Origin of the sequence: Sporosarcina sp. NPDC096371 (assembly GCF_044762865.1) — a bacterium.
In the GTDB taxonomy this organism is placed as follows: domain Bacteria; phylum Bacillota; class Bacilli; order Bacillales_A; family Planococcaceae; genus Sporosarcina.
Window position 1 is genome coordinate 88,239 of record NZ_JBIWFE010000003.1, and the last position, 13,053, is coordinate 101,291.

Genomic DNA, 13,053 nt, shown 5'->3' on the forward strand with positions numbered 1-13,053 from the left:
TTAAAACAATCCTGAATTGTTTTGGAACCGGGTATTTTTTTATGAATATGACTTACAGTTCCCACATATGGTTGACTGGATGGGTTGTCCATTCAACGCGAATACATTCTAGTGGAGGGTAGAGAGAATTATAAGAAGTGCTAGGAATCTATGTGTACTTGAACCATTTATCTTTGGATAGATGACTAAACTATGGTCCATATACCAATACTTTCATAGAATCCATCAGAAAACTTGCGGAGGTGCTTGATGTTGAAAAGTAAGAAAAGCCGTGTGTATGTTAAGAATTTTGGAATCTTGTTGTTAGTTGTCACCATGTTGTGTGGAATTTATCCACTACCAACACAGGTAAATGCCATGGGGAAACATAGTAACGAAAGTGCAGCTGTGTTGGACAAGTTGATCGATGATGAAATCAGTAAGAATTCATTGATAGCATTAATTGTTAAGGTTGATAAAAAGCAAGAAGAAAACTACATCGCAGAAAGCTGGACACCCTTTAGTAGAGCACTAGCAAACGCCAAAGAGGTGCTTGCACATATCCCTAGCCAAGCAGAAATTGCTGTAGCGTTTGCCCAATTAACTGCAGCATTGGATGAACTGCGGAGTAAGAATCGAAACGTTGGAGATTCGTTAAAAATTGTTGACAAATTTGGAAAGGCAGGAAAATTAGCTCGTTTTTGAGGTGCGAGTTACTATTAATAACTCGAAATGGTTTAGAACCTGATGCTTTTTCAACTAAACGCTTTGAGGATGCATACCCTCAAATGTATTCATTTATTTGACCTATATTTAGAAACGGAAAAATCTCTTCGAGTCTTTTGTGGGGATTTTTTTACGTTTACTAATGTTTTAAGGACTTATTTATAGATGTGTGAAATTAACCATTTTTACATTTTATTAACTGGGTGGGTTGACCAGACAATACTATTCATATAAAATCATCCGTAGTTGGGAGTCTGAATAATGCGAATATTGAAGTTGGTGATTATGTAGAGGAGAATTTTTGAATACGAAACTAAACACCATAGAGAAAATTATTATATATTAGCACAAAAAATCAGAAATGATCATATGGAATTCTAGGTTGGATTGAAGGAGGTGAGCAAACAATAAGAAGTAATAGGAATCCGAGCATTATTTGTTTGAATAGGATCCTAAAATCATTTAATAGGATCGTGTGTACTTGAACCATACATCTATGGATGAATCGACTAATCTAAAGTACTTAGAGTAGTACTTTTATAGAATCCATACAGAAAATTAGTTTTTAAAATTTGTGGGGGTGTATGATGATGAAAAGTCGTTTTTATCTTAAAAAGTGTGGAGTCTTGTTTTTATTAGTCGTCTTGTTGTTAGGAATGTTCCCTTCACCAACCCAGGTTCATGCGATGCAGGAAAATCGTTCTGAACATGCAGTGGAGGCAAAGGAAAAAGTGGGTGGACAGCAAAGTAACATTCAAACCGTAGCGGATTTGTTGAAACTCGTTGAAGAGTTTCAGAAATCGGGAGAATTCGCTAATAGTACTACCGCTCGTTCCCTTCAAGTTCACTTGACTGCCGTAGTACGTTATGAACAAACAGGGGCAACTGACAAGGTTGTGAAGCATTTGACAAGCTTTAAAGAATTACTTGCTAAGTTGCATAACAGCAAGTTGATTTCTGACGAGGCATTTACGGATTTAACTGCCCTTACGGATGATTTGCTCAATCAGGATAACCCTGAAGAAGGTGTTTTTGACACTAAACCGGCAATACAGTCACTAAAAAGATTGATTCCGGATCATTACCAACAGGTTGAATTTCTTGCTGTACCACAGGATGAAGACGGCAATGATTATTTTAAACTAACGGGTACCCCTGGGAAGATTCAGATTCAGGGAACATCTCCAGCTGTTTTGTTAACAGGTTTTAATTGGTATTTAAAATATACAGCCAATGGAAATATCAATTGGAATGGGGAACAATTACATTTACCTAAAACGTTACCTGCGCCTGAAGCTGAATTGAAGAAAACAGCCAATGTACCGCATCGATTTGCCTTAAATGATACAGATGATGGCTATACAGGAGCCTATCGGAATTGGGAGGAATGGGAGAGAACGATAGATGTTCTTGCCTTGCAAGGAGTCAATGAAGTACTCGTAACGGTGGGACAAGAAGCCGTGTATTATGACACCTTTAAGCAATTTGGCTACAGTTCAGAGGAGATGCTCAATTGGATTCCACAGCCTAGTCACCAACCTTGGTGGTTACTCCAAAATATGAGTAGTTTTGGAGGACCTGTTACAGAAGAGTTGATTGATGCAAGAGCGCAGCTTGGCAAGAAAATAGCTGATCGATTACGTGAACTGGGAATGACACCTGTATTTCCGGGTTATTTCGGAACCGTTCCTTTAGATTTTGTAGACAAAAATCCACAAGGGAGAGTAATTCCACAAGGGGATTGGATATCCGGATTTGTTCGACCAGATTGGCTTGATCCTAGAAATGAGCTATTCCCTCAAGTTGCGGAGACATTTTACGAAAAACAAGCACAACGATTTGGCAAGACAACTATGTTCAAGATGGATCTTTTACATGAAGGGGGAAGACCGGGAGATGTTCCTATCCCAGCTGCGGCAAAAGCGGTAGAGTCTGCTCTTCAACAAGCGCATCCGGGAGCAATTTGGACAATTCTTGGCTGGCAAAACAATCCAAGCAAACAGTTGATTTCTTCTCTTGATAAAGACAAGATTCTGATCCTAGATGGTTTATCAGATCGTTATTCGGACCTCAATCGAGAATCGACTTGGCCAGATACACCTTATGCATTCGGTTCTATTTGGAATTTTGGAGGCCATACAACCATGGGGGCGAATATGTCCGTATGGAACGAAAAGTATTGGGAATGGAAAAACAAAACAGGAAGTAATCTTTCGGGCATAGCACTGATGCCAGAAGGAAGTAATAATAATCCAGTAGCCTTTGACTTCCTTACTGAAATGGCTTGGCAAGACGGTCCTGTCGACATGGATAGTTGGTTTGCCAAGTGGTCGGAGCGCCGATATGGACAGGTAGACAAACATGCACAAGCAGCATGGAAAACATTACAGGATACCGCCTACAATATGCCTGCAGATGGATGGAGTGAGGCGCATGACGGATTGTTTGGTGCTCAACCAAGCTTAAGCGTGGATACTGCGGCTTTATGGTCCCCTGCAAGTGAACGGTACAATACACAGCAATTCAATCAAGCGTTATCAGAACTTCTTCAAGTAGCTCCGGAATTGAGAGACAGCAGCGCATATCGGTATGATCTAATGGATGTTACCCGCCAAGTGCTGTCAAATCAAAGCCGTGTCTTGTTACCAAAAATTAAAGAAGCCTATGACGCCAAAGATAAAGCATTATTTACAAGCTATACGACAAAATGGCTTGAGTGGATGAAACTAATGGATGAAGTAGTTTCTACAAACGACCAAATGTTGTTGGGGACTTGGCTAAAACAAGCACAATCATGGGCTTCAGATAAAGAAGAAGCCGCAAAATATGAGTATGATGCCCGTTCGCTTATTACAGTTTGGGGACATGCCCAACCTTCTAGAGGGGGCCTACATGATTACGCTAATCGTGAATGGGGAGGTCTAGTCGAGAGTTTCTATTATGACAGATGGAACACCTACTTTACTGAACTCAGTAATGCGCTAGATGAAAATAGACAACCTCAGCAGATTGACTGGTATGCAATGGGAGATGAGTGGGCGCGTAGTCAAAACGACTATCCAACGACACCAGTTGGCGATATTCATGAAATTTCAGAGGACGTGCTTAATAACCTATCGACATTCGGATTTCCATTAACAAGTGAAGTCTCCGCATCTAGTGGAGCAATCGCTAAGGGAGAGACGGTAACAGTCACTTTGACACTTATGAATGATAATAGTTTTTCGACAGTGGAGGATATTAACCTTGCATTACATTCTGCCACAGGATTTAATGTGAAACCACTTGGCGACACAACATCTACATCTCTAGCGCCAGGTGAATTAATGTCTGTTCAGTACGGCATTACGCTATCTGACGAGGAAGCACAGTACAAACTTGTTGAAATGCTGACAGCAGAAGCCACGTATCGGATTGGGGACGAAAGTCAAAGTTCCACAAGTGAAGTGAAGCTGATGACAGCCAATGCAGTTGGAGCAGAATTCAAAACCGTTTCGTTTAATGACTCTACTTTTGGCCAATCAGGCAATTTATTTGGTATTTATGGGGGGGGAGCGGATCTTTGGGGTGGGACGAATGAATTTGGTTCCATTTACCGCGAAGAAGAGATGAAGGATGGAACAACAGTCATCACACGAGTAGTGAGTCAGGATGATACATGGGCTTGGGCGCGAGCTGGGATCATGGTTCGGAACGATATGACCCAATATGGCTCAACAGGAACTGTAAATTTAGCGCTTACCCCAGGAAACGGCTGTGTGCTTTCGTGGGATTCAAATAATGACGGTTATTTCGATAACTTTTCTCAAAAAGATTTCTCGGGGCCTGTTTATTTGAAACTCACTAAGAATGGCAAAACATTTACGGGGTCTTGTAGCCAGGATGGGGAGACTTGGACAACAGTAGGTACAGCAACTATTTCTAGTACAGAAGCAACGCAGGACGTGGGATTATTCATGACGGCAACAAACGTAGTATCTGGGAAAAAAGGTTTAGTAGAATTTGATGGTTTTGCGGTAAGGCGATAAGACAATTAAATATGGAGACTCACCTTGGCTGTTTAATAAACGTTCAGGTGGGTCTTTTTTGAAGTGCTTTATATTGTATCAAAGCGGAGGGAAATATACTGGAAATGTCGTATAGTGGGGAAAAGGATAGGAGTGAAAAATTGAATTACACCTATGAGGAATTAGAAAGAGATGTACATATTGGACATGAAATTGAATTTAAATTTAATGGCAAATTATATGGAATAATTAATGTCCCAGAAGGCAGAGGTCTTGGTGAGGATCAAAAGCGTTTTACCTATTTTAAAACAGCACAAGAACTTTTAGATAATGGGATGATTGAGGGAAAACGCTTGAAGGAAATTTGGGGAGAAGTAGAATTTCTTTATCGCTTATAACGTTAGTTGTGGAGAGGCTATGATTTTCTATTGAACAACCTTAAATTTATGAAAAGTGGACTGTATTTAACTCATCTTTTATCCTGCTAAAGAGTCTGATAGTGATGTATACTGGACTAGATCAGTTGAAATAATGACTTCCATTGAACCTGCTAAGGCGCTAGGGGATGCCTGTCGCTATAAGCCAAGTACCTTTGCTCAATGGATACACGTATTCAACCTATAAATGAAAAAGGAGTTGTTCACTAATGATTAAAACACTAATTTTTGATTTAGATGATACATTGTTATGGGATAAAAAAAGCGTAGCGACTGCATTTAGGAAGACATGTGAGCGGGCGGCACAGCTTCATGAGATTGATCCTACAGCGCTTGAAGAGGCGGTTCGAGCTGAAGCCAGGGAGTTATATGCTGCATATGATACATACGAATTCACACAGATGATTGGCATTAATCCATTCGAAGGGCTTTGGGGAACGTTTGATGATGCGGGGGAATTCTTTCAGAAGATGAAAGTGATCGTTTCAGGCTATCGTCGTGAAGCATGGACGAAAGGACTGCAGCGACTTGGGATTGAAGATGCGCAACTTGGTAGTGAGTTGGCTGAATTATTCCCGGAGGAGCGGAGAAAACATCCTTTTATATATGAAGAGACTTTTAGTGTGCTAGACAAGTTAAAAGGACGATTCGAACTTGTGCTGCTAACGAATGGTTCACCTAGTTTGCAACAAACGAAACTTGAAATTACACCTGAGATCGCCCCCTATTTTGATCATATCGTCATTTCCGGTGCATTCGGTAAAGGAAAGCCAGACGTATCCATTTTCCAACATGTGCTTACAACATGTGGAATTGCGGCAGATGAGGCGGTAATGGTAGGCGATAATTTGATGACAGATATTTTAGGTGCGTCGCGCGTGGGTATGCGTTCAGTGTGGATTAATCGTGAGGAAAAAGAGTTGGTTGAAGGAAGTACACCGACATATGAAATTGATGATTTAGAGAAACTATTCCCGATTTTAGAGTCGTTGACTAAGAAAGAGGCTCTACAATAGGGCTACGGATTTTCTGTTGGAGAAAGACTAATAAAATAGCATGGGAAAATGAAGACCTATTCGTGGTGGCGAATAGGTCTTTTCGGTTCCTTGTTCTTTTTACTAGCAGTTAGTATCGTCTGAAAAGGAGATCATGTAACTATTCTTAGGCGATGTACGTCTACTGTTAAAAGGAGGATAATATGAATAAATTAGTTATTGCACTTGCTGCTGTCGGACTATTATTGGTCGGTTGTACTCAAAAAGAACAAATTGAAACAAGTGGACCGGTGGAAAATAGTGACCCTGAGACAAAAATGGAACAATTAGATTTGAAGGAAACAAATGAAATCGCTATCTTCAATAAAGCAGTGAGTGATTCGACTCAGGAACCAGGCATTGCGAATATGGAAAATCCACAGTATTCCTTCAGTGTGGGTGAAGAATCGTATTTCCTCTGGATTACAGAAGACGATGGAACGATTATGAACACAAAAGACACTCATACGATATATTTACTTTCAACTAGTTCCACTCACGAGGTAAATGAGTTTGTTAATAAAGATTAATACTTGATGTACAAAGGGAAGATTATGGTTTGCCTTTTCTTATCATATAAACATCTTAAAACTCCTTAATGAAATAAAGTGAATACCGTTTCCTACTTCAACTAACGCGAAGAGTCTCTACAGCTAATAGGGACGCATTTTACTAACCGAGAAAATAGGTGTTTGTAAATGTGGATTTTTATTTTAGTGTAATTATTCATTTGAGTGTTTTTTTTGATTTATGTTAAAACGTTATTTGTGTTTGGTCTATGCATATAATTATAAAGGTTTGCCAATAAAAAAATCCCGAAATGGGGACTTAATGCGAAAGATTCAAGGCATGTAAGTATTTCTTCTTTTTAATAATGTCTTGCCAATTCGGAGGAAGTTCATAAGTCTCCATATGAGTAAAATTTTTAAGTTTTACTTCACCCGGAGTTATAGAAAATGTTAGTTGGTCCCTGCCTACTGGGTTATGTGGACCGACAACTGGAGTAACTTCAAGGGTTACTAAAAATATGAAACCTCGATATCCATTAGTTCTTTCCATCTTTAGAATATTTATTTGATACGGATACACTAAAGGACTTATGGTAAGATAATCTGAATAGTAATTAGATACTGCTTTTTGAACATTCGGTAAAAGTAGTGAGAAATACATGTCCATCACGAGTTCTTCTTTTGACCTTTCAGCGGGTTGATAATAATTTGGTTCAGCGTAAGTAATTGTTGCTGATAGTAGAAATAACAGTAAAAAAGAAGGAACTATAATAACTTTTTTCATTTAAACACCACCTTTTAATGTTTATTTTGTTCAGAAAACATTAACTTATTTCAACCAAATATTTCTATTTTTAAATGGATGAAAAATTAATTAGTGGATAAAAAAGTACAGTTTTCGGTGGGAGTAATATTAAAGAGCCAGATTGTTTAAAAAGGGGGGAAGAATACTGAAAGTAACTAAACGTTTATTTTTTTTATTATTCATGGAGTTATTATAGGGGTGCCTTTTCTCGTTTATGATGTATTTAATGGTAACCCTGTTCGCTCCTTATTAATGGAAAATACAACAAAAAATCACCTTCTTAAGCTTGGATATAATTCCGATGAATTATTAGAAGTTAAAGCATTCTTTCAATAAAGAAAGATGCAGGTATAAACAGAACACGCGCCCGTGTCATTTTTAAAGATGAACCGGAAGAAAAATATGTATACATCCAGAGAGAAAAAAACAGGGGAATTCAACAAGGTTGTAGTTACTTCAATACAGAAACTAATGCTTTCGAAAGTGAGTATACCAATAAAAGGAAACATATGGTGAAAGACTGTACAAATACACTCTTTTCAATGTAATTGTTCTTCAGTTAAAAGGGACGATTGCTTAATAAGATTTGGGAAAACTGATTGAGTAGGAAGTTGTTACCTGGCAATAAAGCTGAGCTACTCCACAATCGGTCCATATTGTCAGGTAAGGTGTTTTAAATTCCGAGTATTTAACTTTTCGCTTGCACTACACAGGCAGGTTAATTTTAGTAGATAACTGATAATACAGGGAAATATTTTTTGAAAATAATGGAGTGTGAGTGTATTGATATATTTAGGTCATAAACCCTTAATAGAAGGCGAGAAAGTTGTTCTTAGACCTTTTATAGATGAGGATTTTCCTTATATAGAGGAATGCTTAAATGATTCTGAAGTAATAAAACTGACGGGAAGCACTTCGGATTTTGATAAGGAACCAATTCTCCATTGGTACAATACAAGAAATGAACAAACCAATCGCTTGGATCTTGCTATTGTTGACAAATCCCAAAGTGTCTTAGTGGGAGAGGTAGTAGTCAATTTATATGATGAAAAAAATAATAGCATGAATTTTAGGATACTTATTGGACCAAAGGGAAGAAATCGTGGATTAGGAACTGAAGCAACTCAACTTATAATTGATTATGTATTTAAAAACACTACACTTCATCAACTTACTTTAAGTGTTTTTGATTTCAATCCAAGGGCTAAGTATGTTTATGAAAAGGTTGGCTTTGTGATAGATAGTATCGATAAAAATGAACTAGAATTTGAAGGAGAATGGATAGATTCTATTAATATGAATTTGACAAAAGAAAATTGGCTAAAAGGGGGCAAGAGAAATAATTGAAGAAAAGGTTAGAAAACAGACTTATATATTTATATTCAGGAGAATTATTTTCACTAATTTTGTTTATACCTCTTAGTTATTTATTGAACCTTTCATACCCTAATCTGCGATTATACACACTTTATTCTTTTTGGGCATCCTTCTTTTTCTTAGAATTTCTTTTACTGCAAGGCTCTATTTATTGGTACACGAAACTGAAACGTTTAAGAAACGAAAATAAATCTATAACTTCTGTTGGGGTAATCCGACGATTAAAAAGTTTAAAGAAAATAAACTTTGGGTTGATTATTGTCTCAATCATTATGTTTGCGATAGATATTGTTAGATGGCACTCGGCATTGCCGTTGGGTGGTTTATTATTAGCAGTGTTTATTTATATTTTTGCGATTTTAGAGTTTATTAACTACTTTTATGTTCAACTTTCATACGATAACAGCTCCGATGTTAGAAATTTATTGAAAACGAAAAAATTAAAGAGAGCCTGTATAAATAGAGATTTTAAACGAATTTCATAAGTAAGTGGATTTTCTTGTCCAACTTCTTTTTCGAATATCGATCGCGATTGTTGAAAATTCATAAGCCTAATTCCTCGTTCAAGAAACGGAGGGGGTAGGCTTTTTTATCTTTCAAAACCCAAAATGTTGTAACTTTACACTTTCTTGATGTTACCCATTGGTAAGTCTGGCGGCAATCACTATAAAAAACTGGATAGAAGTGGTGCATTCTTATGGCTGTAATCATTATTTGCGTAAAGAAAAAAATTTCCATCATTTTGTCCACTTTTTAGAATGAATTATCTATATAGAGGGTGAAGGCAACATTCGTCTAGGCGCAAGACGTCGTGCTGTCGTCAGAAAACACCAAGGAGGATTCGTGATGAATTTACTAATAAAAGAGTCACCGCTTCAAGTGCGGTTGAATACGGCCATTTTACTTCGGCTACTATATTTTAAATTGCTCATCTCGACTACTATTCGGGATGGGCATAAGTGAGTTTACAAAACATATGGAGAGTTGAAAAATGAAAAATTTCCATTTTTGTCTGTCGAAACGATCAAAAGAGTGACTCCAGAACTGGAAGATAAAAGGTGTAATGTTGCGGCTTATTCGTATAATTGGATTAAAATGGACAAGACGAAAGGGTATCACATTCATGATAAAAAGCATCAACGGCAGTCAGTGCAAGATGCATCATCAATGACGGCAAAATCAGCTCAAGAGGGAGTGCATTTTGCCCCCTCTACAGAGGGCAAAATGCCCCTAGCAATAACTAAAGAGAATAAGAGTATTAAAAAAGAACATGTCGAGAACGATCTCGACGTTGTGTCTGACTTTGATTATTTGAATGACAAAGCGAGCAAGCAATTTAAAGCGTCTTCGAAGGTGACGGTGTGATCGGTGACAGGGCGTTTCAGTGAAGGGTACACTTTTGTGGATTTCAAAAAGGTCATTGATACGAAAGCTGAAAAATGGCTGAATGATCCACATTGGTAGAAATATTAACGCCCTTCCACGTTATTCAATGCGATGAATTTTGAAAACTTTTTGGAAAAATCGAGGGGAAGCGAGTCGCCAGAAAGCGGTCCGCCGCAGCTATTCGAATTAGACTTTAGCAAAGGGGAGGTGTGAGGGATGGAGAGTCATGAGCAGGTTGATAAAAGTGACTTCTGTTTTCTACTTTAATTAATTGTTACTACTCAAATGGGAACTGTAAATATGTTCTTATAAAAATTTTAAGCAATAAAAGAAATTTGTGTTTTATTGAGCTAACGAGCAGTTTAGTGGAAAAGGATTTTGTCTGATGGATAGAGAAGGATAGTAAGTATGATGAATGGGGAGTGTGGAATGGACAATGATAAGAGCGGCGATATTTGATTTGGATGGAACTTTATTGAATAGAGATGAGTCTGTAAAAATGTTTATTGATAGACAATACGACAGATTGATAGCGCAAATAGGACATATTTCGAAAGAGAAATATATGACAAGGTTTATAGAATTGGATAGTCGTGGATACGTTTGGAAAGATAAAGTATATCAGCAACTAGTCGAAGAATTTGAGTGCACTGCGATTACTTGGGAAGAACTACTTCAAGATTATATCAGTGAATTTAAGAATCACTGTATTCCCTTTCCTCATCTCATTGATATGTTGGAGGAATTAAAAAGGAATGATCTCCTATTGGGAATGATTACAAATGGCTATGGGCAGTTTCAAATGGACAATATTCTAGCGTTAGGGGTTGAAAAGTATTTTGATCTTATTTTAGTATCTGAATGGGAAGGAATCAAAAAACCAGACCCCCAAATATTTAACAAAGCATTAGAGAAACTAAATGTTACAGCTAGTGAGAGTATATTTATTGGGGATCATCCCGTAAATGACGTGTTAGGTGCCCAGAAGGTGGGGATGAAAGGGGTCTGGAAGAAAGACTTTCAATGGGGAAATGTCGATGCAGATTATATAGTTGATGATTTAGTGGAATTGCCATTGATCATTGAAAAGTTGAACAAACAATACAGTGAGTCTTATTAAACGAATGGCTGCATTTCTACAACAAGGTAAGGCGACCTTAATACATATTTAAGTCATAATGTGTAAAAAGTGATACTTTGGTTATTATAAAAATAAACCTCATTACTTTTATTATAAAAATATCAAGTCCTTGACACGAATATTTCCTTAACGAAGTATTCGCGTAGGGGATCATTAAATTATTGGAGGGAAAATTATGTCTGCTATTATTGAAATCAACCACACGTACAATGTTGCCCGGGAGATTGTTTTTAAAGCGTTTACCCAAGCTGAACATCTGCGAAATTGGTGGGGACCAAAAGGATGGGAGTTTAATGTTTCTACGTTCGATTTCAGCCAAGGAGGCGTCTTCCGCTATAGTCAGAAATCCCCTGACGGCGATATCATGTGGGTCAAATTCATTTATGATGAAATTAGCGTTCCGGAAAAGTTTGTTTATACTCAATTCTTTTCCGATGAAGACGGCAATGTCGTGCGTGCACCTTTTGACAATTCCTGGCCTCTGAAAGTACAGAATACATTTACGTTCATAGAACGCGACGGCAAAACAACCGTTACGATGAATGAGACTCCTATATCAGCAACAGAAGAGGAACTTAAAACCTTTGTAGAATCACAAAAAATGGTTCAAGAAGGATTCTCAGGTACCTTCAATCAATTAGAAGATTATTTGTCTAAGGAATCGATTAAGCAGAACTGATGTAAAGGTAAATCACCGAATGTCTATGAAGATAAAGCTAATCTTCTCACTTGGTTTCTTTTCGAATCACAAAAAAATGTATAACTTTGTACTTATTCTATTTTTAGTTGTTGGATTCGGGTGAGGCTATTTGAGCCCTCGGAAACCCCTATTGGAGTTCCCAAGGGCTCAAAAGCGAATTAATCATCCATCGTTTTCCCAGAGATAAATGCTTCCATTTCTGAAACCTTGCCGCCATTCAATAGATGGGTCACGCCAAACGTTTCGCCTTCCCCGCCATGATTAATCGCAACGTCAAGGTCGTTCACCATCTGCTTCAAGTATTCGAACGATTGTATCATATTTTCATGCATCGGTTTCCATTTGTCGGAAAGTGACGTGTCTTCCTTCGCTCGCCCGTACGAGTCTAAATGCGCAGTGCGTTCAAATTGATAATGCCCGATCCGAGCGGCAAGCATAGTAAAATTACTATATTCTATTCCGAATTCAGTGCCACTTACATCTTCCAGGTTCGGGTATAAGTCCATGACTTTCTGTGCCTTCAAGTAATATTCGAAGCCTTCGTCATTGTTCGCTTCGTTCAAACGAGGGTCATCCAACGGTGCGGAAAGGAGTGCATTTATTTCCGAAATCCACAAGCTCATTTCCTCGTCGTAAGCTTTAGTTACGGGTTCCGTTGATTCCTCTGGAACTTCGACAACCTTTATGTTCTCTATTTCGTAGTCAGCGCTTGCGTTCCCCATTCCCGTGTATGCACGTACGCCCACGATTGCAACACCAGCAACAAGAATAATCGAACCTAATAATAATTTGGATTTCATGTAAAATTCCTCCATTCGAATTCAAACATATTATACCAATAATATGGAAATAAGTATACAAAAGGACGCCAGTTGGACGTTCCGTGTTTGCGTTTTATATCCTAAGTTCCCGAAGAACGTCGTCAAGTTTGTTATATAGATCCGGATTACCA

The 13,053-nt window shown here is 38.0% G+C and carries 13 protein-coding genes; 11 read left to right on the forward strand and 2 right to left on the reverse strand.

The genetic code is table 11. The features are described from left to right. Positions 1 to 252: 252 nt before the first annotated feature. The 5 genes from ACIQ0H_RS09180 to ACIQ0H_RS09200 all read left to right on the forward strand — a co-directional run bounded on the left by ACIQ0H_RS09180 (position 253) and on the right by ACIQ0H_RS09200 (position 6,713). Positions 253 to 684 carry a hypothetical protein gene (locus tag ACIQ0H_RS09180; RefSeq protein WP_403413595.1) on the forward strand — a complete coding sequence of 144 codons (432 nt, stop codon included), beginning with the start codon at positions 253 to 255 and terminating at the stop codon, positions 682 to 684. A gap of 611 nt (positions 685 to 1,295) precedes the next feature. Next, positions 1,296 to 4,733 (forward strand): alpha-N-acetylglucosaminidase, encoded by a 3,438-nt coding sequence (locus tag ACIQ0H_RS09185; RefSeq protein WP_403413597.1) that lies wholly within the window; start codon positions 1,296 to 1,298, stop codon positions 4,731 to 4,733. A gap of 140 nt (positions 4,734 to 4,873) precedes the next feature. After that, positions 4,874 to 5,110: a hypothetical protein gene (locus ACIQ0H_RS09190; RefSeq protein WP_403413598.1), complete on the forward strand. Its 237-nt coding sequence runs from the start codon at positions 4,874 to 4,876 to the stop codon at positions 5,108 to 5,110. Positions 5,111 to 5,358: 248 nt separating this feature from the next. Then, complete coding sequence (locus tag ACIQ0H_RS09195; protein ID WP_403413600.1) at positions 5,359 to 6,165, forward strand: HAD family hydrolase; 807 nt, start codon at positions 5,359 to 5,361, stop codon at positions 6,163 to 6,165. Between the two features lie 182 nt (positions 6,166 to 6,347). Further along, positions 6,348 to 6,713, forward strand: a complete 366-nt coding sequence (locus tag ACIQ0H_RS09200) for a YhfM domain-containing protein (protein WP_403413602.1) — start codon at positions 6,348 to 6,350, stop codon at positions 6,711 to 6,713. Positions 6,714 to 7,011: 298 nt separating this feature from the next. Here the strand turns inward: ACIQ0H_RS09200 and ACIQ0H_RS09205 are convergent, their stop codons facing one another. Next, positions 7,012 to 7,476: a DUF3888 domain-containing protein gene (locus ACIQ0H_RS09205; protein WP_403413603.1), complete on the reverse strand. Its 465-nt coding sequence runs from the start codon at positions 7,474 to 7,476 to the stop codon at positions 7,012 to 7,014. A gap of 795 nt (positions 7,477 to 8,271) precedes the next feature. Between ACIQ0H_RS09205 and ACIQ0H_RS09210 the strand changes: the two genes are divergently transcribed. The 6 genes from ACIQ0H_RS09210 (at position 8,272) to ACIQ0H_RS09235 (ending at position 12,080) form a co-directional block, all read left to right on the forward strand. Then, positions 8,272 to 8,844: a GNAT family N-acetyltransferase gene (locus ACIQ0H_RS09210; protein WP_403413604.1), complete on the forward strand. Its 573-nt coding sequence runs from the start codon at positions 8,272 to 8,274 to the stop codon at positions 8,842 to 8,844. Further along, on the forward strand, positions 8,841 to 9,359 hold the full coding sequence (locus ACIQ0H_RS09215) for a general stress protein (RefSeq protein WP_403413606.1): 519 nt from the start codon (positions 8,841 to 8,843) through the stop codon (positions 9,357 to 9,359). The genes ACIQ0H_RS09210 and ACIQ0H_RS09215 overlap by 4 nt, the downstream gene beginning before the upstream one ends. A gap of 499 nt (positions 9,360 to 9,858) precedes the next feature. Continuing rightward, entirely contained in the window at positions 9,859 to 10,239 is a 381-nt protein-coding gene (locus ACIQ0H_RS09220; RefSeq protein ID WP_403413608.1) for a hypothetical protein, read from the forward strand. 3 nt (positions 10,240 to 10,242) lie between these two features. Continuing rightward, the gene (locus ACIQ0H_RS09225; RefSeq protein ID WP_403413610.1) at positions 10,243 to 10,338 is read left to right on the forward strand and encodes a conserved phage C-terminal domain-containing protein; all 96 of its coding nucleotides are present in this window, start codon (positions 10,243 to 10,245) and stop codon (positions 10,336 to 10,338) included. A 358-nt stretch (positions 10,339 to 10,696) separates the two neighbouring features. Further along, positions 10,697 to 11,380: an HAD family hydrolase gene (locus tag ACIQ0H_RS09230; RefSeq protein WP_403414468.1), complete on the forward strand. Its 684-nt coding sequence runs from the start codon at positions 10,697 to 10,699 to the stop codon at positions 11,378 to 11,380. Between the two features lie 196 nt (positions 11,381 to 11,576). Further along, positions 11,577 to 12,080: an SRPBCC family protein gene (locus tag ACIQ0H_RS09235; RefSeq protein WP_403413612.1), complete on the forward strand. Its 504-nt coding sequence runs from the start codon at positions 11,577 to 11,579 to the stop codon at positions 12,078 to 12,080. 179 nt (positions 12,081 to 12,259) lie between these two features. On the opposite strand, the gene ACIQ0H_RS09240 is transcribed toward ACIQ0H_RS09235, so the two are convergent. Further along, positions 12,260 to 12,901: a hypothetical protein gene (locus ACIQ0H_RS09240; RefSeq protein ID WP_403413614.1), complete on the reverse strand. Its 642-nt coding sequence runs from the start codon at positions 12,899 to 12,901 to the stop codon at positions 12,260 to 12,262. Positions 12,902 to 13,053: the final 152 nt, after the last annotated feature.